At 62.1% G+C, this 22,891-nt stretch carries 22 protein-coding genes; 16 read left to right on the top strand and 6 right to left on the bottom strand.

Annotation, left to right across the window (positions count from 1 at the left end; translation table 11 throughout):
* The first annotated feature begins 113 nt into the window (after positions 1-113).
* Both ACN0X7_RS02470 and ACN0X7_RS02475 read left to right on the top strand, forming a co-directional pair.
* Entirely contained in the window at positions 114-968 is an 855-nt protein-coding gene (locus ACN0X7_RS02470; protein ID WP_417513759.1) for an LLM class flavin-dependent oxidoreductase, read from the top strand.
* A gap of 15 nt (positions 969-983) precedes the next feature.
* Entirely contained in the window at positions 984-1,838 is an 855-nt protein-coding gene (locus tag ACN0X7_RS02475; RefSeq protein ID WP_417513761.1) for a metallophosphoesterase family protein, read from the top strand.
* A gap of 335 nt (positions 1,839-2,173) precedes the next feature.
* Here the strand turns inward: ACN0X7_RS02475 and ACN0X7_RS02480 are convergent, their stop codons facing one another.
* The gene (locus tag ACN0X7_RS02480; RefSeq protein ID WP_417513763.1) at positions 2,174-3,814 is read right to left on the bottom strand and encodes a carotenoid oxygenase family protein; all 1,641 of its coding nucleotides are present in this window, start codon (positions 3,812-3,814) and stop codon (positions 2,174-2,176) included.
* On the opposite strand from ACN0X7_RS02480, the gene ACN0X7_RS02485 reads away from it, so the two are divergent.
* From ACN0X7_RS02485 to ACN0X7_RS02515, 7 genes are all read left to right on the top strand, one after another.
* Entirely contained in the window at positions 3,773-4,282 is a 510-nt protein-coding gene (locus ACN0X7_RS02485; protein WP_417513765.1) for a TetR-like C-terminal domain-containing protein, read from the top strand. The two genes, ACN0X7_RS02480 and ACN0X7_RS02485, sit on opposite strands and share 42 nt — an antisense overlap.
* A gap of 266 nt (positions 4,283-4,548) precedes the next feature.
* Positions 4,549-5,370, top strand: coding sequence for a phage capsid protein (locus ACN0X7_RS02490; RefSeq protein WP_417513767.1), 822 nt, complete (start codon positions 4,549-4,551; stop codon positions 5,368-5,370).
* A 16-nt stretch (positions 5,371-5,386) separates the two neighbouring features.
* Positions 5,387-5,650 (top strand): hypothetical protein, encoded by a 264-nt coding sequence (locus ACN0X7_RS02495; protein WP_417513769.1) that lies wholly within the window; start codon positions 5,387-5,389, stop codon positions 5,648-5,650.
* Positions 5,651-5,803: 153 nt separating this feature from the next.
* Entirely contained in the window at positions 5,804-6,379 is a 576-nt protein-coding gene (locus tag ACN0X7_RS02500; RefSeq protein WP_417513771.1) for a hypothetical protein, read from the top strand.
* Positions 6,380-6,384: 5 nt separating this feature from the next.
* The gene (locus tag ACN0X7_RS02505) at positions 6,385-8,409 is read left to right on the top strand and encodes a hypothetical protein (RefSeq protein ID WP_417513773.1); all 2,025 of its coding nucleotides are present in this window, start codon (positions 6,385-6,387) and stop codon (positions 8,407-8,409) included.
* Positions 8,410-8,438: 29 nt separating this feature from the next.
* The gene (locus tag ACN0X7_RS02510) at positions 8,439-8,807 is read left to right on the top strand and encodes a hypothetical protein (protein WP_417513775.1); all 369 of its coding nucleotides are present in this window, start codon (positions 8,439-8,441) and stop codon (positions 8,805-8,807) included.
* Between the two features lie 127 nt (positions 8,808-8,934).
* Positions 8,935-10,146 (top strand): NADP-dependent isocitrate dehydrogenase, encoded by a 1,212-nt coding sequence (locus ACN0X7_RS02515; RefSeq protein ID WP_417513777.1) that lies wholly within the window; start codon positions 8,935-8,937, stop codon positions 10,144-10,146.
* A 64-nt stretch (positions 10,147-10,210) separates the two neighbouring features.
* Here the strand turns inward: ACN0X7_RS02515 and ACN0X7_RS02520 are convergent, their stop codons facing one another.
* Positions 10,211-11,197, bottom strand: a complete 987-nt coding sequence (locus ACN0X7_RS02520; RefSeq protein ID WP_417513779.1) for an adenosine kinase — start codon at positions 11,195-11,197, stop codon at positions 10,211-10,213.
* Between the two features lie 70 nt (positions 11,198-11,267).
* On the opposite strand from ACN0X7_RS02520, the gene ACN0X7_RS02525 reads away from it, so the two are divergent.
* The 4 genes from ACN0X7_RS02525 to ACN0X7_RS02540 are packed head-to-tail and all read left to right on the top strand — an operon-like array spanning position 11,268 to position 14,430.
* The gene (locus ACN0X7_RS02525) at positions 11,268-12,683 is read left to right on the top strand and encodes an amidase (RefSeq protein ID WP_417513781.1); all 1,416 of its coding nucleotides are present in this window, start codon (positions 11,268-11,270) and stop codon (positions 12,681-12,683) included.
* The gene (locus tag ACN0X7_RS02530) at positions 12,680-13,420 is read left to right on the top strand and encodes an EI24 domain-containing protein (protein WP_417513783.1); all 741 of its coding nucleotides are present in this window, start codon (positions 12,680-12,682) and stop codon (positions 13,418-13,420) included. The genes ACN0X7_RS02525 and ACN0X7_RS02530 overlap by 4 nt, the downstream gene beginning before the upstream one ends.
* Before the next feature lie 3 nt (positions 13,421-13,423).
* Positions 13,424-13,927, top strand: coding sequence for a bactofilin family protein (locus ACN0X7_RS02535; RefSeq protein WP_417513785.1), 504 nt, complete (start codon positions 13,424-13,426; stop codon positions 13,925-13,927).
* Positions 13,928-13,938: 11 nt separating this feature from the next.
* A complete protein-coding gene (locus ACN0X7_RS02540) occupies positions 13,939-14,430 on the top strand; it encodes a hypothetical protein (RefSeq protein ID WP_417513787.1) in 492 nt (163 codons plus the stop codon).
* 13 nt (positions 14,431-14,443) lie between these two features.
* On the opposite strand, the gene ACN0X7_RS02545 is transcribed toward ACN0X7_RS02540, so the two are convergent.
* From ACN0X7_RS02545 to ACN0X7_RS02555, 3 genes are all read right to left on the bottom strand, one after another.
* Positions 14,444-15,079, bottom strand: coding sequence for a DsbA family protein (locus ACN0X7_RS02545; protein ID WP_417513789.1), 636 nt, complete (start codon positions 15,077-15,079; stop codon positions 14,444-14,446).
* Positions 15,079-16,809, bottom strand: a complete 1,731-nt coding sequence (locus tag ACN0X7_RS02550; protein ID WP_417513791.1) for an AMP-binding protein — start codon at positions 16,807-16,809, stop codon at positions 15,079-15,081. Before ACN0X7_RS02550 ends, ACN0X7_RS02545 begins: the two co-directional genes overlap by 1 nt.
* A gap of 76 nt (positions 16,810-16,885) precedes the next feature.
* The gene (locus ACN0X7_RS02555; RefSeq protein WP_417513793.1) at positions 16,886-18,568 is read right to left on the bottom strand and encodes an acyl-CoA dehydrogenase family protein; all 1,683 of its coding nucleotides are present in this window, start codon (positions 18,566-18,568) and stop codon (positions 16,886-16,888) included.
* A gap of 538 nt (positions 18,569-19,106) precedes the next feature.
* Here ACN0X7_RS02555 and ACN0X7_RS02560 point away from each other — a divergent pair.
* The 3 genes from ACN0X7_RS02560 (at position 19,107) to ACN0X7_RS02570 (ending at position 21,595) form a co-directional block, all read left to right on the top strand.
* On the top strand, positions 19,107-19,460 hold the full coding sequence (locus ACN0X7_RS02560; RefSeq protein ID WP_417513795.1) for a hypothetical protein: 354 nt from the start codon (positions 19,107-19,109) through the stop codon (positions 19,458-19,460).
* Between the two features lie 237 nt (positions 19,461-19,697).
* Positions 19,698-20,705 carry a tRNA dihydrouridine(20/20a) synthase DusA gene (gene dusA, locus ACN0X7_RS02565; protein ID WP_417513797.1) on the top strand — a complete coding sequence of 336 codons (1,008 nt, stop codon included), beginning with the start codon at positions 19,698-19,700 and terminating at the stop codon, positions 20,703-20,705.
* A 146-nt stretch (positions 20,706-20,851) separates the two neighbouring features.
* Positions 20,852-21,595, top strand: a complete 744-nt coding sequence (locus ACN0X7_RS02570) for a hypothetical protein (protein ID WP_417513799.1) — start codon at positions 20,852-20,854, stop codon at positions 21,593-21,595.
* Positions 21,596-21,618: 23 nt separating this feature from the next.
* Here the strand turns inward: ACN0X7_RS02570 and ACN0X7_RS02575 are convergent, their stop codons facing one another.
* Positions 21,619-22,845, bottom strand: coding sequence for a PAS domain-containing sensor histidine kinase (locus tag ACN0X7_RS02575; RefSeq protein WP_417513801.1), 1,227 nt, complete (start codon positions 22,843-22,845; stop codon positions 21,619-21,621).
* Positions 22,846-22,891: the final 46 nt, after the last annotated feature.

The raw sequence follows: 22,891 nt of genomic DNA on the forward strand, positions 1-22,891 counted from the left end.
CGGCAGCGGATTTTTTTGACTAGGCTTGCGCTCAGATCATCGGACAGGAGGACAGAATGACGAACAGGATGCCCGCGTTGGCGATTGCCGCTTTGCCAGGACGGCGAGCCCGCATGATCGAATTCGCAAAGGAAGTCGAACAACGCGATTTCTTCGGTGTTTTCGTCACCAGCGTGTCCGCCTGTCTGCCGTTTTGTCAGGCCGTACTGCAGGAAACCAGCAGGATCACCGTCGGCAGTTCCATTCAGCCGATCTACTTCCAGTCCGCCCGCTTGCTGGCCGACAATGCGGCCTTCATGCACGAGATCTCCGGGGGCCGGTTCCGGCTCGGCATCGGCATCAGCCATGCCCCGGCTCTGGATCGATACGGCGTACAGAATACGGGCAAACCGATAACGGACATGAGAGCCTACGTTGCTGAACTCAGGGCTGCCGAAGCCGAAGTCGGCGAATTGCCACCCATCGTGCTCGCAACCCTTCGAGACAGGATGCTGGATCTCGCCTGTGAAATTGGGGACGGCGCTGTCTGGGCCAACGGGCCACGGCATACGGTGGCAAGTCAGCTTGCAGGACGCGCACGGACTTCAGACGACGATTTCTCGACCTCTGCAATGATCCCCACCGTGATCGACGACAATGTCGATGCCGCCCGCAACGTTCACCGCAAGACACTCTCACGCTATGTGCAACTGCCGAACTATCGCGCCTACTGGAAGGCATCCGGTTTCGAACAGGAAATGACCGATATCGAGAATGCGATCCACAGTGGCGATCTCGAACGCATTCCATCTTTGCTCACCGACGAATGGCTCGATTCGACAACGCTTTCCGGTCCGGAAACCAGGGTCCGGGACGGTATCGAGGCCTGGTACGATGCCGGTATCAAGACGCCGATCATCGTTCCATCGGCCACGAAGGGCGGCCAGACGGCCGGACTGGCTGCGATTTTCGACATGTACGATCGCTGAGACCGGTTTTCCGCCGTGAGAATTGCTCAGATTTCGGACACGCATCTGAGCGATCGGCACGGTTTTTTCGTCGAGAACTTCCTTCGCGTGACCGACGCGATCAATGCGTGGCAACCGGACCTCGTGATTCATACCGGCGATCTGACGATCAATGGTGCCGAGCGGGGACAGGACATCGGCTATGCGATGGACGCCATGCGGCAGATCAATGCGCCGGTCCTTGTCTTGCCCGGCAACCATGATGTTGGCGAAGAACCCGGCTTCATGCAACTCGATCAGCCGACAACGGCTGAAAGCCTCGCTCGATATCGCAGCATTGCCGGGGACGACCGTTGGGCGATTGATGCGGGTGCGTGGCGCCTGATCGGCATCAACGCACAGCTCCTCGGCACGGGCCTCGCCGCGGAACGATCGCAAGCGCTCTGGTTTCAGGAAGAGCTCGATGCCGCGACCAGTCGCCAGATCGGGGTTTTCCTGCACAAACCCCTGTTCTTCCCTCGCAATCTGAAAGGCCGGACGCCCGGCTCCATCTTCGTACCGGCCGGCGTGCGGGCACGGATGTTCAGCCAGCTCCTGCGCGCCGGTGTGAGGTTCGTCTCCAGCGGCCACCTGCACAAGTACCTTGATATCTCCGTCGCCGGCGTCCGCTGGATCTGGGCACCCGCGACCGCCTACAGATCCGGTCTCAACATCGGCGTTGGCCGGCCTTCTCTCGGTTTCCTGAAGATCGAACTGGAGGACAGCGATTTCTCGATCGATCTCGTCGAACCGGACGGCATGGTCAGACAGAAGCTCTCCAGCCTGAAAGGCGGCGAAAGGTTCTTGAAAGACGCTCCGCCGCAGCCTTCCGCATCGTTGCCCGCCGACTGAAAAAACCGGGTACGCTTAAGTTTCAACTTCCTATCGTTTGGACTTCGATGGCCATGCGAAAGGAGAAAGAAATGGCATTTTCAGGCGGTGGCGGAGACACTTCTGCACTTGATGCGGCAACCCGGCGCGAGGAACAGGAGGCTGCAAGGCTGGAGGCGCGGAACGAGGCTCGGGTCCGAAACCTGCGCGCACGCCGGAGCGGCCGGAGAGCCCTGCTCGCTTTCACCGAAACCGGCCCAGGCGGCGGGGACGGACTTCAGACCACACTCGGGTAACCGGAGAGGGTGCGTCGCTGAGCAGACATTCATGGGCGCACCCGACCCGTCATCAGGTTGTCAGGCACTGACCCAGTTGCCATGGAACCCATGCGGTATGCGATGGGGGACCTCGCAGACGGCGACGGGTTCCCCCCCAACGTCCTGGGCATTCAGGATCACAAGATCGCTGCGATTCTCCTCGGCCCGGTAGACCGTGAACATCACCCAGCCGTCGCCTTCGATCGCGTCGTCCGAGCGCGGCACGAACACCGGTTCGGAAACATGATGGGCTTCACCATCTTGCCAGACAGAACGTTTACCGCTGTTCAGATCGATATGAACGATCTCGGTCCAGTTTCCCTTGTCTCCCCGGCTTCGTCGCTGGACCCCGGCAAACCATCCATGCCGGTAGTTCAGGCCGGCGAAACGCTCGTCGAATCTTGGAAACTCCGCAGCACGATCATCCAGTTCGCTTTCCACAACAGACGACGCCGAGGGGTCGATCACCCATCGCATCATCCGTGCCGACGCGAGTTCCGGATCGCCCGGTGTACCATCGGCATGGGGGAACAGGGGGGCCGCCTCATATCTGGCGACATCCACCAAGATCCGCCCGTTCTCGTCGAAGGCATTCATCGGGTGAAACACATAGCTGGGCGGGACTTCGATCCAATGAATCGTCTCGATTGGCGCATCGCGGCGCAGCACGCCAAGCCAACCGGATTTGTCGGGCTCCCAGGCAAACGGCGATTTGCCCTGCATCGCCCGCTCCAGGCTTCCGGTCAGCGGCAGGACCGGAAAGACGACATGATCCCGGGTCACGAAAAAGTCGTGAATCATCGATGAATAGGGTGCCGTGAAGGTTTCCGCGCGCGTGATCTGGCCCGAGGCGTCGACCACGTTGAAGCTGACCTGATCGGTGAAATAGCCACCAACCGAATAGCCGAAGAACAGCATTTCGCCCGTTTCAGGATCCACCTTCGGATGCGCTGTCATCCTGCCCCCGGCCATCTTGCCGCCGAAATCGTGATAGCCCTTTGAATCGAGCGTGCCGCCTTCCATCTCAAAAGGCGGATGGCCCTCTTCCAGAGCGAGCAACCGTCCCGCGTGACAGACGATGTTGGTATTTGCCAGCCCGGAATCCTGGCCGACGACAGACTGTTCCGTTGTCATCGGATTGCCAAATGTCCCGAACAGCGCGGCACCGGCCTCTCGCTCCACATTGAACTTGTTGGTGCGAACCCAACGGTTCCGATAGTCGACCTTTCCGTCCCGGATGATGAAGCCATGCACCATGCCATCCCCAGCGAACCAGTGATGATTGCCGTCGCGGGGCGGGAACTGCGGATTCGGACCGATCCGGTAAAGTGCCCCGTTCATGTCCTTCGGTATCTCGCCGCGCACGATCAGGTCAGGGGCATCCGCTTCCATGCGAAGCGGTGCATAGTTGCCTTGAAGGTGTGGGTGACGGGGATATGGCGCAGACATTTCCGTATGCTCCTGAAGACGGTGAGACGATGTACGTCGGAACGCGGGATCGCTTATATTGACAGCAACAATATTTGTTTTATGGACACTGTCAATATGACAAAACCAAGGACCTATCACCGTGGGGGCCTGCGCGATGAGCTGGTCCGTCTGGGCGGCGAAATGCTCGAGTCGGACGGACTCGACGGATTGAGCGTCCGGAAACTGGCCATCGCGGCCGGTGTGAGTCACAACGCGCCCTACATGCATTTTCAGGACAGGGACGCCTTGATCGCGGCGATTGCAGCGGCGGGGTTTCAGGACCTGCAGGAAACCATCACCAGGGCCAGCGATGCGAGCGAACCGGACTGGCAACACCGCTTCAAGGCTGGTTGCCACGCCTACGTCATGTTCGCCATCCAGCATCCGGTCCGATACGCGACAATGCATCTGGGGTTCGATCCCGATACACACCCGGAGACACACGCGGCCAGCATCCGCGCCTTCGGTCAGTTGAAGCAACACCTGGCCGACGGCCAGAAAGCGGGTGCGATCAAGGACATGGACACGCATCAGATGGCGATCGGTGTCTGGGCCAGCCTGCACGGACTTTCCGGGATACTGAGGCGTCCGTCCGGCAAACATCCGATTTCAGGCATGCCAGCCGAGGATATTCTGGAAGACACGCTTGATCTGCTGCTCCATGGCATTGCTGCCTGACGCGACGCGCGCGCCGGACGGTCTCGTCGATCACCCGAAAAACCTGATGAGAACACCAAAGCCGTCTCCAGGCCTGCCGGCGTAGAATTTTCCATTGACATATACGGTAAATATACACTATATATACCGCCACGCATCGCAGGAAACGGCCTGATCCCGGAACAGCGGGACCCGCGTCCAGAACACCGGTGCAAGGACGGCAGGCTCGATCGGCGTTTTTTCGCGGACCCCGCCCTCTCCCCCCTTTCATTTCTGGAGACGAAACAATGAGCGACACTGTCGACCAAAGTTTCCGCCGCGAATACGCGACCAGCGTACATATCGCCTATCAGCGGCAGGGAACCAAACTGCGCAACACCGTGCGCACGCAGAACAAGATCAAGGGATCTTCCTGCGTATTTCACAAAGTGGGCAAAGGCGCTGCCTCGACCAAGGCCCGCCACGGCATGGTGCCGACAATGAACGTTACCCACGAAGCCGTGGAGTGCTTCCTGAAGGACTTCTATGCCGGCGACTGGGTGGACAAGCTGGACGAGTTCAAGACCAACTCCGACGAGCGTCAGATCCAGGCCAATGCCGGCGCATATGCCCTGGGCCGAAAGACCGACGAACTGATCCTCGCGGAAATGGACAAGTCCACCAACCTGACCGGGACCACCACCGGCGGACTGACCAAGGCCAAGGTTCTGGAGGCTTTCGAACTGCTTGGCGAAACCGACGTACCCGACGATGGCGAGCGCTATGCTGTCATCGGCTGGAAACAATGGTCGGACCTGCTGGACATCCCGGAGTTCGCGAACGCCGATTATGTCGGCGCGGACCAGTTGCCGTGGAAATCCACTCAGGCGAAGCGCTGGCTTGGAACCCTGTGGTTCCCGCATTCGGGACTGACCCTGGATGGGTCCAGCAAGCGGCTCTGCCACTGGTACCACAAGACGGCAATCGGACATGCCATCGGCAATGACGTCGATACCGACATCACGTGGCATGGCGAACGCGCCGCACACTTTGTGAACAACTACATGTCGCAGGGCACGGTCCTGATCGACGGCACGGGCATCGTCACGATGCCCTGTGAAGAATCCTGATCGGAGGCGACTGAACATGGCTTTCAAGATTGAGGAACTGGAACGCATGGCCGGCGGCGGTGCCGGCTTCGCGCTTTGGGGGTACACCACCTCCGATGACGATCTCAGCGCCGTCACCACCGCAGGCTACTTCAACGAGGCGAAGGACATGCTTCGCGTCAATGACTGGCTGTTCGTCAAGGCAAGCGATGGCAGCGGTATCGCCATTGTCAACCAGAACACCGGCGGCGTGGTCGATCTGACCAACGCCACTGCAATCGGCGGCAGCGATTCGGCCTGATCCGGACCGCTGCTGACCACTTGTTCTCCCTTCTGCTGCGGAATTCTGCCCCGCAGTCCGGCACGCCGTCACCAGCTGCCGGGTCCCCGCGATCATTTTCGCGGGGACAGAGCGGAGCCATCAGCCTGAACATACATTCGGAGAAGCCGCATCATGGCACTCAACAAGATCCAGCTTTCGACCCGGGCCCTGCTGAAAGTCGGGGCGAGCCCCATCACCAGCTTCGAGGACGGGACGGCAGAGGCAGAAGTCGCTGCACTGCTCTACAGCGTTACACGTGATGCGCTGTTGTCCGCCCATCCCTGGTCGTTCGCATCCGCGCAGACCACGCTGCCCAGACTGACGGTCAAACCGGTGGCCGATTTCGAGAATGCGTTTGCCCTGCCCGCAGACTTTCTTCGCGTCCTGTCCGTCGGGGCCACCGGTTCCGGCAGAGGCCGAGGCGTTGCATATCGCATTCACGAACGCCGCCTGCACACGAACGCCGAAAGCATCACCCTGACACACGTCTTTCGACCCGATGAATCGGCATTTCCGCCCTTCTTCGACCAGACGCTGATCGCGAGACTGGCAGCGGAGTTCTGCCTGCCGCTTACGGAGAACACATCGCGCACGGAAGCGCTGACCAAGGCGGCGGAGATGGAGTTCGCGCGTGCGCGCACGATCGACGGACAGCAGCAGACGCCCCAGGCGATCGAGAACTTCCCCCTCATTGACGCGCGAGGCTGACCGGCATGCCCAGACGTACCCCGACCCAACAGTTCGGCTTCGCCAACGGCATGCTCGATCCGTCGCTGGACGCCAGAACCGACGTGAAGGCCTACTATGCAGGCGCGCGCGACCTTTCGAACGTTCTGGGCCTCGCCCAGGGCGGCGTCGAAACACGCGGCGGCCTCAGACATGTGGCCGAGATCACGCCGCCCGTCGGACAGACCAACATCCGCCTGGCAAGGTTCGCATTCTCCTTCGAGACAACGTACCTGATCGCCTTCTCGCATCAGAAGATCGAGATATTCTCGCGAGCCAAGATCGGAGCCACAATCACGGACCAGAAAGAAGCCACGGTCGAACCCGACCCCCAGATTGCAGACGACGCCGACCGATTTTTCTCATCAGACGATCTGGAAAACCTGTCCTGGACGCAGAGCCTCGACACCATGATCCTCGTTCACCCAAACCATGCACCGAAACGCCTGATCCGCATCGGAGGCGGCCAGAGCTGGAAACTCGAAACGCTGCCGCTCACCAATACGCCGACCTTCAACTTCGGCGCGGCATCCAAAGGCACGGCGACCGCGAACGCCGCCAGCGGCACCATCAACATCTCGACCACCGATTCCGTTGACTTTGATTCCATCGGTTTCGGCGAAGACGATCCGACCTACTGGATCAGAATGAACGACGGGCTGATCAGGCTGACGGCGAGAGTTGATGCCGATACGGTCCAGGGCGAGGTCATACAGGATCTGGACGGTACCGCAGCCGCGAAACCAGGTCTCTGGTCCATCGAGGAAGACGCCTGGTCGAACAGCCGTGGCTGGCCGGGCGCCGCTCATCTGTTTCAGGGTCGACTGTACTTCGGTGGTACACCGTCGCGGCCACAAACGATCTGGGGCAGTCGCGCAGGGGATTTCTTCAGTTTCGAGACAACCGCGGATTCGCTGGATGACGAAGCCGTCGAGATGACACTCGATAACGACCAGATCGCTTCCGTTGAACAGCTGTTCGCCGCCAACGACTTCTTTGCGTTCACCTCCGGCGGCGTCTTTGCCAGTGGCGAGACCCCTGTCACACCTGCGAACTTCTTTCTGCGCAGGCACAGCGAATTGCCGGCGGCACGTTTGCGACCGGCCGAAATCGATGGCGCGGTCGCTTTCATCCGTCGCGGCGACGATGGTACGCGTGCAACCTGCAACGAACTGGTGTTCGACGAGGTTCAGCAGCAGTTCATCGCACAGGACCTGGGCCTGCTGGCTGGCGGCCTTATCGACGGTCCCGTGGAGATTGCGGCCCGTCTGGGAACTGAAGCGGATGCCGCCAATCATCTTCTGGTCGTCAATCAGGATGGCACCGTGGCCGTACTCAACACGCGACGATCCCAGAAAATTGCGGGCTGGACGCGGATCATCCCTGCCGACGATGGCAAGGTCCGCAGCCTCGCGACTGTCGGTTCCGACGTTTACTGCCTGGTCGAACGGCGGCTTCAGGGAAACCTCCGCTGCTTCATCGAGCGCCTGGACCCTGGATGTCGGCTCGACAGCGCGATCGTGGCGACCGCCGACCAGCCGGTGCCGAGCAACGCCTGGTCCGGTCTCGATATCTTCAACGGTCAGGAGGTGCGGCTGTTTGGCGACGGGATGGACCTCGGCGTCGCTTCGGTAAGCGATGGCCGGATCACATCGCCGGTCGCGGTTTCCGAACTGCATGCCGGCCTGCCCTTTGACTGGGCAGTCGAGACCATGCCGATCGAGGCGCAGCTCACTGACGGCACGCTGGTGGGCAATCGCCACCGTCTGATCCGCGCGACCGTGCGCGCCGGGTATGCGACCTGCTTCGACGTCAACGGTCGCACCGTCAGCGGCAATGCTCTGGAGCAGACGTCATTCGACAAGCCGGCACCAACCTTCACCGGCATGCGCACCGTTCGCTTCCTGGGATGGAGCGGCGGTCGTGACGGCGCAGGCTCGTCCGTGCGTGTAACCGGCCGTTCCACCGAACCGGCATCCATTCTTTCAATCACAGCAGAGGTAGCTCAATAATGTCAGATCCAGTCACCCCAGTCGTCCTGATGGGCCTTTCCGGCCTGCAGACGGCGAACTCCATCTCATCGGCGAAACAACAGCAGCGACTGAGCCGGTCCAAGTCCCGACTGGAACTTGCGAGACAGAAGCGCGACAGCGCCGAGAACCTGGCCCGCGGACTTGCAAAGCAGAATGTGGTGGGCAGTGCGCGCGGCGTCGCCACGACAAGCGGCTCGCTGATGCGGCAGGCGCTGACCGCAAGCCGGGCAGCGCGAAGAAACGTCGGGCTCGCCACGGGTCTTAGTGAGTTGGAGAACGCCAGCGCCGCTGTTCGGACCCGTGCGGGAATCAACAAGGCCTTGATCAGCTTCGGCGATACGCTTGCCGAACAGGGACCGAAGGTCTTCAGGCAGTAGACCCTATCGCATTCAAGGTCAGACACCCTTCCCTTTTGACCCTGCGGTTCCGGATGATACAACCGGCTCATCCCAAACGGGACCGGTTCCGGCCGCAGGTTCATCAAGCAGCGAAAAAGGGTGGGGTATGGACAAGATCAAGGTAAAGAATCCGGTTGTCGAGCTGGATGGCGACGAGATGACCCGTATCATCTGGGATTTCATCAAGCAGAAGCTGATCCTGCCCTACCTGGATATCGATCTTCATTACTACGATCTAAGCGTGGAAGAGCGTGACCGGACCGACGACCAGATCACCATCGACAGCGCTGAAGCCATCAAGAAGTATGGCGTGGGCGTGAAGTGCGCCACCATCACCCCCGACGAGCAGCGCGTCGAGGAATTCAAGCTGAAAAAGATGTGGCGCAGTCCGAACGGTACGATCCGCAACATTCTGGGCGGCACCATCTTCCGCGAACCGATCATCTGCCAGAACGTGCCGCGTCTGGTACCCGGCTGGACCGATCCGATCGTCATCGGACGTCACGCCTTCGGCGACCAGTACCGCGCCACCGACTTCCTGGTGCCCGGCAAGGGCAAGATGACCCTGAAGTGGGAAGGCGAGAACGGCGATGTCATCGAGCGGGAAATCTATGACTTCCCCAGTAGTGGTGTCGCCATGTCCATGTACAATCTGGATGACTCGATCCGTGACTTCGCACGCTCCAGCATGAACTTCGGACTGGACCGCGGCTGGCCCGTATACATGTCGACCAAGAACACCATCCTGAAAGCCTACGACGGGCGCTTCAAGGATCTGTTCGAGGAGGTCTACCAGAACGAGTTCAAGGCCGAGTTCGACAAGAAGGGCATCATCTACGAACACCGCCTGATCGACGACATGGTCGCCTGTGCGATGAAATGGTCCGGCAAGTACATCTGGGCCTGCAAGAACTATGACGGCGATGTGCAGTCCGACACGGTCGCACAGGGCTTCGGCTCACTGGGCCTGATGACATCGGTGCTGATGACGCCGGACGGCAAGACCGTTGAGGCCGAAGCCGCGCATGGCACGGTCACCCGTCACTATCGCATGCACCAGCAGGGAAAGGAGACCTCGACGAACCCGATCGCATCGATCTTCGCGTGGACCCGCGGCCTGAACTATCGCGGCCGCATGGACGACACGCCGAAGGTCGTCGAGTTTGCCGAGAAGCTGGAGCGGGTCTGCATCCAGACCGTCGAGAACGGGCAGATGACCAAGGATCTGGCCATCCTGATCGGTCCGGACCAGTCCTGGATGACCACAAACCAGTTCCTGGACGCGCTCGACCAGAACCTGCAGAAGGCCATCGGCTGATCTGTTGAGGCGACCCTGAATCGTGGGACCCCCGGAGCGATCCGGGGGTTTTTCTTTGGCCGTTTCAGACGCCCGCGATCAGGGCTCTCAGGTCGGATTCAGGGCGCGCCCCGTAGTGGCTGATGATCTCGGCCGCCGCGATCGCCCCCATCCGCCCGCAGGTCGCGAGATCCCGGCCCGTGGTCAGCCCATGCAGAAAACCGGCGGCGAACAGATCGCCCGCTCCGGTCGTATCGACCAGCTTCTCGGGCACCCTGGCACCGACCATGATGGTTTCCTCGGGGGTGACGATCACGCAGCCCTTCTCGCTGCGCGTGAGGATCGACAAGGGTGCATCGCCGCGCACGGCATCCATCGCTTCCTCGAAATCGTCCGTCTGATACAGCGACATGATCTCGTCCTCATTGGCGAACAGGATGTCGACCGGGCCGGCCACAAGCTGCCGGAACTCATCACGATGCCGATCGACACAGAAGGAATCCGACAGGCTGAGGGCGACATCGCGACCACCTGCCTTGGCAACTTCCATGGCCTTGCGAAAGGCGGCCTTGGCCGGCTCGGGATCCCACAGATAGCCTTCCAGATAGGTAATGGACGCCCCCAGGATCAGATCGGGATCCACATCGTCCGGCCCCAGTTCCCCACTGCACCCCAGGAATGTGTTCATCGTGCGCTGCGCATCGGGTGTGACCAGCACCAGGCAGCGCGCCGTCGCCGCACCGGGCAGCGCCTGCGGCGGATCGAAACTGACGCCGGACGCGCGGATGTCATGCGTGAATACTTCACCGAGCTGGTCGTTCTGAACCCGACCGATGAACGCCGAGCGTCCCCCCATGGCCGCGACGCCGACCACCGTGTTCGCCGCCGAACCGCCGGAGCTTTCGACGCCCGGTCCCATGTCCGCATAGAGCGATGTCGCCTGCGCTTCGTCGATCAGTTGCATGCTGCCCTTCGGCAGGCCGTGCGCCTTCAGAAAGGCATCGTCGGACTCGGACAGAACATCGACAATGGCATTGCCCAGCGCAATGACGTCATGGCGCGTATCACTCATCGGAAAACTCCCAGATCGCATTGATCGGCCCGGTTTACACGTTCGCGCCCGTGACGCAAACTCCGCTGCCATGAATGAACTGATCCGCATGAGTGCAACCGAAGCCGTTGCCCGCCTGAAGGCTGGCGATATCTCTCCGATGGAACTGATCGATGCGTCGGAAGCGCGCGTGGCCGAGGTTGATGGTGCCGTGAATGCGCTGCCAACGCTCTGCTTCGATCGCGCGCGCACGCACGCCAGCCGGCTGAAAGTGCCTGACGATCCGGATCCGGGACACCTTTACGGACTGCCCGTCGCAATCAAGGACCTGACCGAGGTCAAGGGGGTCCGCTCCACCTTCGGATCGCCGATCTATGCCGACAACATTCCGGCCGCATCCGATGTCATGGTCGAACGCGTGGAGGAACGCGGCGGCCTGGTGGTGGCCAAGGCGAACACACCGGAGTTCGGTGCCGGCGCACAGACCTTCAACGAGGTTTTCGGCGTTACGCGCAACCCGTGGGACGTCTCAAAAACACCGGGCGGTTCATCGGGTGGATCGGCCGTCGCGGTGACCACCGGACAGGTCTGGCTGGCACAGGGCAGCGATCACGGCGGATCCCTGCGCATCCCTGCCTCGTTCTCCGGCTCCGTCGGTCTGCGGCCCAGTCCGGGCCGGGTGCCGCACGGTCCTTCGTCGTTGCCGTTCACGCCGAATTCGGTGGACGGTCCGATGGGCCGCACCGTTGCCGATGTGGCGCTTTTCCTGGATACCCTCTGCGGTCACCAGCGCAAGGATCCGATTTCGCTGCCCAGGCCGGCGGTCCCGTTTCAACAGGCCATCGCCGATGCCCGTCCGCCGAAACGGGTTGCGTTCTCCATGGATATGGGCGTCAGCCCGATCCACCCCGATGTCCGCAAGGCGACGGAAGCGGCGATGCAGCACTTCCGCGACATGGGCACCGAAGTCGTCGAGTCGACCGTCGATTTTTCCGGGGTCGAGGCGACGTTCCAGGTCCTGCGCGCCAGCCAGTTCGCCGCCGCCCATGCCGAGAAGCTGAAACTTCACCGCGACAGGCTGAAACCTGAAGTCATCTGGAACATCGAGAAGGGGCTGAAACTCACCGCCGAGGAGATTGGTGAGGCCGATCGCGCGCGCGCCGACCTTTTCCAGCGGTTCGAGGCACAGTTCGACGACATTGACGCTTTCGTTACGCCCACGGTGAATACGCCGCCTTTCGATGCGGACATTCGTTACCTGGAAGAACTGGAAGGTCGCAAGTTCGATAGCTATATCAGTTGGCTGATCATGACCTTCGCCATCACAGTGACCACGAACCCCGCGATATCGGTGCCCGGCGCAATGACGGACGAGGGACTGCCGGTCGGTCTGCAGATCGTCGGACCGCAGCGCCGCGAAGACATCGTCCTGTCCGTGGCGCACATGTTTGAACAGGCGGCGGGCCTGACGGCTCAACTGCCCATCGACCCGAGAGGAACGCCGTGATCGGACTCGTCATCAATGGCGCATTGAAAGGGTTTGGCCAGCTTGCGGCTGACCCGAAGCTTCGGACCATTCTCTGGCGTTCGCTGCTGCTGGCCGCCGGTGCAGTGGTGATTGCGCTGGTGGCGGCCTGGCTGGCGACGGATTACCTGCTGGGCATCTATCTCAGTGCGATCGACGGCTGGATCATCAACGTGGCCGAGGTGGGTTCTGTCATCACGATCGCCGGCCTGATGTGGATCCTGTTTCCCGCCATCGTGACCGGCATCGCGGGCATGTTTCTGGACGGTGCCGCCAAGGCGGTAGAGGATCGCCATTATCCCGGAGACCTGCCGGGCGAGGAGCCCCCGCTTTGGCCGTCGGTCTGGAATTCGGTCAAGTTCACCGCGATGGTCGTCGGTGTGAACCTCCTGCTGGTACCGCTCTACATCATCGGAATCTTCTTCCCGCCCCTCCTGCTGCTGATCTTTGCGATCAACGGCTGGCTGCTGGGTCGGGAATATTTCGAACTCGTCGGCTACCGGCATCTGAAACCGGGTGAGATCTACGATGCGCGCCGGAAGAATTCGAGCACGGTGTTGCTCGGCGGCATCGCCATCGCACTGGGTTTCACGATCCCCTTCCTGAACCTGATTGTTCCGGTGGTAGGGATCGCCATGATGGTGCATATTTTCAAGGGACTGGAGAAGCGCGGCAAGATCGCCCGCGCCGAAAGCAGCCATATTCAGGCGACGAACTGAACCATGTTCAGAAAGAAGCCGACAGAAGAGCCAGAGGCCGCACCGGTGGAGGGACCGGTACTGCCGCTGAAACAGGGCAAGCAAACCGCATTTCGTCCGGAGCCGGCCACGCCGGGCCGCGCGCATCGGCGGGATGAGGGGAACAAGGGCATGGCACCTGACGCCAAGACGCTGGTCATCGGCCGGCAGATCAATCTGAAAGGCGAGATCGGGGACTGCGAGACCCTGATGATCCACGGCAGCGCCGAGGCGACCCTGTCCAACTGCAAGGGCTTCGTGATCACCGAGTCCGGTGTTCTGAAAGGCGTCGCGGAGGTGGAGCAGGCCGAAGTGATGGGCCGCTTCGAAGGCACCCTGAAGGTGCGCGGCCGGCTGATCATCCGATCCGGCGGACGCGTGCAGGGCAGCATCAGCTACGCCGAAATCGAAATCGAACCGGGGGGCCGCCTGGACGGCACGATCGATTCCATCGACCCGGAACTGGTTCAGGCCCGCGCGGCGGGCTGACCATCGGCATCGTGAAATCCCGAACCCTCTTCGCCCTGGTCATCGCCACGGCTTTGCACGGCTGCGCCAGCGTCGAACTGCCTGAAGCTCTGGCAAACCTGCTCGCCAGCGAGCCGGAGCGGATTGACCGCCAGGATCAGCTTGAGTCCGTGCTGGAAGGCCGCAAGGCCGTCGGTCGTGAAGATGGCGACGATGTTCTCGCCTACGCACGACCGGAACCGGCGATCAAGGAACCGACGCCCCCGCTGCCCGAAGTCACGCCTGACGCGCTGGTCGGGGCACCGTCCCGGCGCGTGCGCGGCTGGATGGGCGCGCCCGATGCGATGTGGCGCGAGGGAGACCATGCGATGTGGCGGTATCAGGATCGTCAGTGCGTGATCCTGCTGTTCGTCGATCCGTCCGACACCGTGCGCAAGGTGGCGATATCCCGCCGCGACGGCAAAGGTCCGGCGGGATGCGGCAAGGCGATCAGCAACCGGATAGGTGACATCCCCGCCAGCTGAGACCGGCCGGACTTCAGTTCACGACGCGCGACTTCTCGATCCAGCGGTCGATGACCTTCTCCAGCCACTCCCAGGTCTGATACCCCATCGAGATCAGCCGGTAGCGTTCCTCATCATATCCCAGCAGGCACGGGAAGCCCTGAACCCCGAGACTGCGGGCGAAATGAATGTCACGCTCGGTCAGTTGCCGCACGGTGTCCGACGTCATCATTTCGATGAATTCTGCCCGATCGAGTCCCGCCTCTTCGGCAATATCCGCCAGCACCTCACGGTCCGTCAGGTCACGATTGTCGCGATAGAATGCGGCGTGCAGCACATCCAGGAAATCCATCCCGTTCTCGCCCGTCATGCGCTTCATCGCTACCAGCGCCTGACTGGACGGCAGCGTGTCGTAGACAAAACCCTCGCGCTCGAAAAAGCCGTGATCGAAAGGTTGTCCCGAAGCTTCATGGACGTGCGTCCAGTGTTTGGCGACTTCCTGTTTCGTCTTCTCCGTCATCGGCTTGGTCACGCCGGGATACAGCCCGCCCATGCCGAGCCGGACGGGAATATCGGGATGCCTTTCCTGGACCCGGTGCATGTTGGGTGAGAACCCCCAGCACCACGAACACATGGGATCGGCGAAATAGATGAAACGAAGCTGCCCCATCAGGCCGTCTTCTCTTCCGTCAGTCCCAGTTCCTCGGCGTACATCTCCCGCATGATGAACTTCTGCGGCTTGCCGGTCACGGTCATCGGCATTTCATCGACGAACTTCACATAGCGCGGCATCTTGTAGTGCGCGATCTGGCCCTTGCAGAAGGCCTTGACGTCGTCTTCGGTCAGGCTCTTGCCGGATTTCAGGACGATCCACACGGCGATCTCCTCACCGAAGCGGGGGTCGGGCACGCCGAAGACCTGCACGTCCTGAATTTCAGGCATGCGGAACAGGTATTCCTCGATCTCGCGCGGATAGACGTTCTCGCCGCCGCGGATCAGCATGTCCTTCACCCGGCCCGTGATGTTGCAGTAACCCTGGTCGTCGATGGTGGCCAGATCGCCGGTGTGCATCCAGCCGTCGGCATCGATGCTTTCGGCGGTGCGTTCGTCATCTGCCCAGTATCCCTTCATCACCGAATACCCGCGGGTGCAGAGTTCGCCCTGCTCGCCGGGGGCCAGGATGTTCCCGTTCTCGTCGATCACCTTGCATTCGACATGCGGCTGGATCTGGCCGACCGTCGAGACCCGTTTCTCCTCGGGGTCGTCGACCGCGCTCTGGAAGCTGACGGGACTGGTCTCGGTCATGCCGTAGGCGATGGTGACCTCGCGCAGGTTCATTTCCTTCACGCAGCGGCGCATGACTTCGGTCGGGCACGGCGCGCCTGCCATGATGCCGGTCCGCAGGTTGGAGAAATCGAAGCTGGCGAGATCCGGATGCTGCAGTTCGGCCACGAACATGGTCGGCACCCCGTACAGCGCCGTGCATTTCTCCTCGGACACGGCGGTCAGTGTCTGCGTCGGTTCGAAGGCTTCGCCGGGGAAGATCATGCAGGCGCCGGTCGCCGTGCACCCCAGCACGCCCATGACCATGCCGAAGCAGTGGTAGAGCGGCACCGGAATGCACAGCCGATCGTTCTCGGTGAAGTTCATCCCCGCCGCCACGAAGCGTCCGTTGTTGATGATGTTCTTGTGCGTCAGGGTGGCACCCTTCGGGTTGCCCGTCGTGCCGGAGGTGAACTGGATGTTGATCGGATCATCGGCGTCCAGCGTCGCAGTGATCGCGTCAAGTCTGTCGGCCGCCCCGTCGCGACCGCTCTCGACAATATCGTCGAAGTTCTGCATCCCGGCCGAGCGCGTGTCGCCCATGCGGATGACCGTTTTCAGATGCGGCAGCTTCTCCGAGATCAGCGAGCCCGGCACAGCATCGTCGATTTCGGGTGCCAGCGTCCGGATCATCTCCAGATAGTTGCTGGTCTTGAAGGTTGCCGCGGTGACCAGCGCCTTGCAACCGACCTTGTTCAGCGCATATTCCAGTTCGGAAAGTCTATAGGCCGGATTGATGTTCACCAGCACCAGCCCGATGCGTGCCGTCGCGAACTGGGTCAGCACCCATTCGTAGCGGTTGGGGGACCAGATTCCGATGCGGTCGCCCTTCTTCAGTCCCAGATCCAGCAGTCCGTGGGCCAGCGCATCGGCCTCGGCCGAGAGCTCCTTCCAGGTCCAGCGGATATCCTGCTCGCGGAAAACGGCGGCCTCTCGCGCGCCGAAACGGTCAACGGTGATCGCAAGCTGTTCGGGAATCGTGCGATGCCAGAGTTCCGGCCCCGTGTCTCCGATCACATGGGCCTTGCCGTCGCGCGGCCCCATATCATGAGCCACAGAAGATGCGGGCGCATTCATGGCGCTCTCCCTGAAGTCTGTTTTTCCCTGGTCGCCCCGATCTTCGCGCCCGCGCGACCCAAGTCAAGTGACGGGCTCAGACCTGTCGTGCCGCGCGGTCGATGATCGTGTCGAGATCCAGGCCGGCGGGCAGGCTGCCGAAGGCTCCGGACCAGCGTCCGCCCAGACGGCTGGCGCAATAGGCATCGGCGACCGCGTTGGGGCTGTGCCGGACCAGCAGCGCGCCCTGCATGGCGACCGCCATGCGCTCGGTCACGCCGCGCGCGCGCAGTTCCATCTCTTCCGGATTGGCGAGTTCGGCTGAAAGATCGTCGATGGTGTCGTCCAGCGCGGGATGGCCGCCGCGCGCACGCTCCAGTTCCGCCATATAGGCCGGGATCGCCGCTTTCTCGCGGAACATCGCCCGCAGCACGTCCAGGCACATGACATTGCCCGAGCCTTCCCAGATCGAGTTGATCGGCGCTTCCCGCAGCAGGCGCGGCAGAATGGATTCCTCGATGTAGCCCGGCCCGCCAAGGCATTCGAGCGCCTCGACGATCTGCACCGGCGCGCGCTTGCACACCCAGTATTTGGCGACCGCCGTGCCGATGCGGGCCAGCGCCGCGGCACCCTCGTCGGATGGCCCCTCGTCCATGGCCCGCCCCACGCGCAGGGTCAGCGCCAGCGCCGCCTCGCTCTCGATGGCCAGATCGGCGATGACGTTGCGCATCAGCGGCTGCTGGATCAGCTTTTTCTGGAAGGCCGAACGGTGGGTGACGTGATGCATGGCCTGCACCACCGCCTGCCGCATCATGCCTGCCGAACTGATGGCACAGTAATAGCGATTGCCGGTCACCATCTCGATGATCGTACGGACCCCCCGGCCCTCGTCACCGACCATGATGCCGAACGTGTCCTGCATCTCGATTTCCGAGGACGCGTTGGAGCGGTTGCCCAGCTTGTCCTTCAGGCGCTGGATGAACAGGTTGTTGCGCGTCCCGTCGGGTTTCCAGCGCGGCACCAGAAAGCACGACAGGCCGTTCTCGGCGTAGGCCAGCGTCAGGAAGGCGTCGCACATCGGTGCCGAGCAGAAGAACTTGTGCCCGGTCAGCAGGTAGGCCGCTCCCGGCCCGGTTGCCGCATCGATGGCGCGCGCCTGCGTCGTGTTCGCCCGCACATCCGAACCGCCCTGCTTCTCGGTCATGAACATGCCCATGGTCGCACCGGCCTTCTCGGTCACCGGCACGTCGCGCCCGTCATAGGCCGGCGACAGCAGGCGCGGGATCCATTCGTCGCCGACCTCCGGCGTCAGCCGCAGCGACGGGATCGCCGAATAGGTCATGGCCATGGGGCACATCACGCCGCCTTCGACCTGACTGAACATGTAGGTCAGCGCCGCGTGCCCGACGTGGGCGCCGTTCCCGCCCTCCATGGCTCCGTGCCGCCAGGCAAAGCTCGGGATCTCGTTCTCGATGGCCAGCTTCATCAGATCGTGCCAGGCGGGATGAAACGTCACCTGATTGATGCGCATGCCATAGCGGTCGAAGGCCTTCAGTTCCGGCGTGAAACGATTGGCCTGATCCGCCTTGTCGAAGTTCTCCGTGCGTCCGATCTCGGCGCCGAACGCGGCAAAACGATCCGCGGCCCAGCCCGCGCCCTCGCGCTCGATCCCCTCGCGCAGCACGATATCTTCAGCCCAGAGGTTCTGATCGTCCAGATGGGGCGGCATGTTGATGACGTCATGCGTCGGCAGTTCCGCAAGCGGTTTGATGGGCGGCATGGACATGGTCCTCCCCGATCATGGGTAGATTGCTTTCAATCGGACGAATTCTGCCCCCTTGCGGCAAACCCGGCAAGACAGGTGAATCCCGTCTTCCCCCATGGGTCATCCGGGCCGCAGCCTGAATCCGAACCAGAAGCTTTTCTTCGCTCAAAAACCAAAATGAAATCCCGATGTATTCATCAAATAATTTAAATATAGTTGCAATTTTTCCGCTTATCAGATAATAATATTACTGACATTTTGATTTATCGCCATCGAATTGATAATTCCGAGCGGAGATCGAATAAATATTGAATCTGGCAAAAAATCCTGATTCATGGACGGGCCGTTAGAAAAAATTTCCGACGTGCTTGAGGAATGTCACCTGCTTGAGAACCGCGACACGCAACCGAAACGCCTGAAGCAACGGGCGGTTTCGACATGTGTTGCGGCCAAAGGATCACCCGGGTCCGGATCGTGCGCCCGCGCATCGCCGGACCCATTCTGACAAGACAGAACAGCGAGACGGCGCTTTTTCCCGTCGGAGGACCACAGAATGACTTTTCCCGAATGGACGAAACCCGCACTTCTCGGTGCAGCAGCAGGCGCGGTCGCCATATCCATCGTCGGCTTCAGCTGGGGCGGCTGGGTGACGGCCAGCTCTGCCCGGGGCATGGCCAGCGATCATGCGCGATCCGAGGTGACGGCGGCCATGGTGCCGCATTGCCTGGAGATGTCAGCCGATGATCCGCAACGGATGACCAAGCTGGCGGCCATTCGCGACGCGAACGGCTATAACCGCCGCAAGGCCGTCGAGGAATCGGGCTGGGCGACCATGCCGGGCGAGACGTCGCCTGACCGTCATCTCGCGGAAGCGTGTGCCGAAAAGCTCGACCTCGAAGAGTCGTGATACATCGGCACCGCGCCCGGACGGCCCTGCTGTCCGGGCTCCGCACAATCGCCGACGTCTGACGGCCTGCTGCCGACGTGCGTGAAGCGCAGACCCCTTCCGGACCATCTGGTTCGAAAGGGGGCTGCCTTGCGATCCCGACGGTAACCGGGAACGCGCCCGCCCGGCACCGATTGCGAGGACTGGCGCGGACCGCTAGATATGACCATATCCATCAATGAAACCCTGCGGTCATACATGGCAATCGGACAAGAATTCCGGAACAGCACGCGCTTCTCCGTCGCGCCGATGATGGACTGGACGGACCGGCACTGCCGGATGCTGCACCGGCTGATCTCGCCGCATGCGCTGCTGTATACTGAGATGGTGACTACGGGCGCGCTGATTCACGGGCCACGTGACAAGCTGCTGCGCTACAGCGCCGAAGAGCACCCGCTTGCCCTGCAGCTTGGCGGCAGCGACCCCGCCGATCTGGCTCTGTGCGCGCAGATGGGCGAGGATGCCGGCTTCGACGAGATCAATCTGAACTGCGGCTGTCCGTCGGACCGGGTGCAGAACGGTCGCTTCGGTGCCTGCCTGATGCGCGAACCCGCGCTTGTCGCCGAATGTGTCGCCGCCATGAAGCGCACGGTCGACATCCCCGTCACCGTGAAATGCCGCATCGGCGTCGACGATCAGGACCCTGAGACCGTACTGCCCGACTTCATCACGAAGGTTCGTGATGCCGGTGCCGATCTGATCATCATCCACGCGCGCAAGGCCTGGCTGCAGGGTCTCAGCCCGAAACAGAACCGGGACGTGCCCCCGCTGGACTACGACCTCGTCCACCGCATGAAGGCCCGCTTTCCCGGCCTGCCCCTCGTGATCAACGGCGGGCTGACCGACATCGGTACCTGCCTTGATCAGCTCGAGGTAGTCGATGGCGTGATGGTGGGTCGTGAGGCCTACCACCGTCCGATGATGCTGGCGGAAGCCGAAGACCGGATCCTTGGCGGCCCGCCCCCCCTCACCACCGGTGGCGATGTGGTCGAAGCCATCATTCCCTACATCGAGCGCGAAATGGCATCGGGCACGCCGATGACCTGGATCACACGCCATATGCTGGGGCTTGCGAACGGCCTGCCCGGCGCAAAGCGGTTCCGGCGCACCCTGGGCGAAGACACGCGAAACCCCGACGCCGACGTCAGCCTGCTGCGCGCGGCCGTGTCGATGGTGCACTGGCAACACGCGGCTGAGGCCGCTTGAGCAAGACCCTGTTCGCGCGGATCGCAATTCGGTGGCCTGCAAATTGCTTGGTTGCGGACAGGCTGTAGTTTCGTTTCAGTTCGGTAATTCTCGAAGGTACAAACATGACGATGACGGACACGCAGGGGACAGGAACAAGACTGTCCATGACCGATGCGAGCCGCTGGACGGATCCGGACACCGCCAGGCGTCCTGCGGAACATCCTGCCGATATCGCCGAGGCACCGGTCGAAAGACCTGCACCGCCGCCGGCCGCATCCGCATCAACCGAACCGGAAAGGCCTGCGGACGCAACCGGTACCGTGAACGTCGATACGTCGTTGCGCGATCGCATCAGCCGGCTGTCCCGCCGCCCCTCCCGGACCGAGATGGATGGCGATGATGGGGCACCGGCCCCCCTTGCGACCGCGGTGCCTGATCCCGAACCGGCGCAACCGACCGATACCGCCTTCTCTTTCACTCCGGCCGGTCGCCGGGAACCGGTACGCGAAAGCCAGCGCAACCGCGACGAGGAAACACCCCGGATGAGACAGTCCGCGCGTCGCCGCACCCCGGCGGAGGACAGCGAGACCCGAGTGCCCGCCAGACGCGCGTCCAGCGATCCGGAAGTGCGCACGACCGATGTTCGCGCCAGCGAGACCGAGGTCGAGGTTCTGCGCGGACAGGTGCAAAGGCTTGAGGCTGAAATTCGCAAATTGCAGGAAACGGTTGCCACGATCAGCAGCAAGAGCGGTCCCGCGGAAGGCCAGAAGGGCATCGGCGCGGTCGAACGCGCCCTGCAGCGTCTTTCCGAGCGCGTGGACCGTCTGGACGGGGGCGCTTCCTCCGTGCGCGTCGAGGATAACCGGCAATCCGGAAAACGCGGCTTTCTCGGCCTGTTCGGACGTTAGGTGGTCGCGGAGCCTGCGCGACGCTAACCGGTCGCAGCAAGTCTGCGCACCCGGTCCGGCGGCAACAGAATGCCGACCTGCGTGCCCTTGCCGGGAGAACTGGTGATGGTCATTTCGCCACCGTGCAGGTGGCACAGCCTGTCCGTCAGCGGCAGACCGAGCCCCGTCCCTTCCTGCTGGCGCGTACGATGATGGCTGATCTGGGTGAACGGCTGCATGGCCTTGCCGATCTCTTCGGCCGTCATGCCGTGACCGGTGTCGCTGACCCGGAGCTCGATCCCGCCGGATGCCGTACAGGCCGCCGACAGGGTGACCGCCCCGCCCGGCTGCGTGAACTTCACGGCGTTCGAAAGAATGTTGCACAGCGCCTGACAGATACGCCGCCGATCGACGAACACTTCGGTCGAGACGCCCTCTGAAATCACCTCGACCGCGATCCCGTTCTGGTCGGCCAGCGCCGACAGCTTCTTCTGCGCATCCTGCAGCAGGTCGCCGGTCGCCACCCAGACCTGGCTGACGGGCATCAGTTCGGCCTCCATGCGCGCCATGTCCAGAACATCGTTGATCACGGCAAGCAGGCGCTCGCCACTGCCGTGAATGTCGGACGCGTAGTCGCGGTAGCACGCGACCCCCACCGGACCGTTCATCTCCTGCGCTATCATGTCGGAAAAGCCGATGATGGCGTTCAGGGGCGTGCGCAGTTCATGGCTCATCGTGGCCAGGAACTCCGACTTGGCCCGATTTGCCGCCTCGGCTTCCTGTTTGGCTTCGCGCAGGGACTGCTCGATGGCCATCCGGTCCGTGATGTCCGCCCCGATCCCGCGATAGCCGGCGAAGTTGCCATCCGCCGTGTAGACAGGCTTGCCGCTGATGGACAGATAAACCTTTCGGCCATCGGGATGGACGCGGGGATGTATGAAGCTCTTGAACGGCCTGTGCGCCTCCAGGTCGGCGACGTGATTCCACCAGTCCTCGGCCGATATGATGTCGTCCGTCACCGGATCGTTGGCTTCCAGAAGATCGCGCCGCGACTTGCCCAGCAGATAGTGCGGCGGCACACCGGCGATCTCCTCGAACCGGTCCGAAAACCAGCAGAACCGGAGATGCTCGTCCATTTCCCAGAACCATTCCGAGGCGGCCTCTGCAAAATCCAGGAAGCGCTGCTCCTGCTCTGCGGGAGAGAGGTCGGACGGATCGAAGGCCACGAAGTCGCGGATCGTGCCTTTCCCGGCTTTTCGGCTGGCGGACAAAGGGCATCACTCGCTTGAAAGACGTGTGTTCGCGGACACTATACCC

Source organism: Minwuia sp. (assembly GCF_048263705.1).
In the GTDB taxonomy this organism is placed as follows: Bacteria; Pseudomonadota; Alphaproteobacteria; order Minwuiales; family Minwuiaceae; genus Minwuia.

Excerpts from the sequence above, each read along its gene's own strand:
- ACN0X7_RS02470 (WP_417513759.1), top strand. The coding sequence starts at position 114 with ATGATCGAATTCGCAAAGGAAGTCGAACAACGCGATTTCTTCGGTGTT.
- ACN0X7_RS02495 (WP_417513769.1), top strand. The coding sequence starts at position 5,387 with ATGGCTTTCAAGATTGAGGAACTGGAACGCATGGCCGGCGGCGGTGCC.
- ACN0X7_RS02555 (WP_417513793.1), bottom strand. The coding sequence starts at position 18,568 with ATGCCGCCCATCAAACCGCTTGCGGAACTGCCGACGCATGACGTCATC.
- ACN0X7_RS02525 (WP_417513781.1), top strand. The coding sequence starts at position 11,268 with ATGAATGAACTGATCCGCATGAGTGCAACCGAAGCCGTTGCCCGCCTG.
- ACN0X7_RS02550 (WP_417513791.1), bottom strand. The coding sequence starts at position 16,809 with ATGAATGCGCCCGCATCTTCTGTGGCTCATGATATGGGGCCGCGCGAC.
- ACN0X7_RS02535 (WP_417513785.1), top strand. The coding sequence starts at position 13,424 with ATGTTCAGAAAGAAGCCGACAGAAGAGCCAGAGGCCGCACCGGTGGAG.
- ACN0X7_RS02505 (WP_417513773.1), top strand. The coding sequence starts at position 6,385 with ATGCCCAGACGTACCCCGACCCAACAGTTCGGCTTCGCCAACGGCATG.
- ACN0X7_RS02510 (WP_417513775.1), top strand. The coding sequence starts at position 8,439 with ATGGGCCTTTCCGGCCTGCAGACGGCGAACTCCATCTCATCGGCGAAA.
- ACN0X7_RS02500 (WP_417513771.1), top strand. The coding sequence starts at position 5,804 with ATGGCACTCAACAAGATCCAGCTTTCGACCCGGGCCCTGCTGAAAGTC.
- ACN0X7_RS02515 (WP_417513777.1), top strand. The coding sequence starts at position 8,935 with ATGGACAAGATCAAGGTAAAGAATCCGGTTGTCGAGCTGGATGGCGAC.
- ACN0X7_RS02520 (WP_417513779.1), bottom strand. The coding sequence starts at position 11,197 with ATGAGTGATACGCGCCATGACGTCATTGCGCTGGGCAATGCCATTGTC.
- ACN0X7_RS02570 (WP_417513799.1), top strand. The coding sequence starts at position 20,852 with ATGACCGATGCGAGCCGCTGGACGGATCCGGACACCGCCAGGCGTCCT.
- ACN0X7_RS02560 (WP_417513795.1), top strand. The coding sequence starts at position 19,107 with ATGACTTTTCCCGAATGGACGAAACCCGCACTTCTCGGTGCAGCAGCA.
- ACN0X7_RS02490 (WP_417513767.1), top strand. The coding sequence starts at position 4,549 with ATGAGCGACACTGTCGACCAAAGTTTCCGCCGCGAATACGCGACCAGC.
- dusA (WP_417513797.1), top strand. The coding sequence starts at position 19,698 with ATGGCAATCGGACAAGAATTCCGGAACAGCACGCGCTTCTCCGTCGCG.
- ACN0X7_RS02545 (WP_417513789.1), bottom strand. The coding sequence starts at position 15,079 with ATGGGGCAGCTTCGTTTCATCTATTTCGCCGATCCCATGTGTTCGTGG.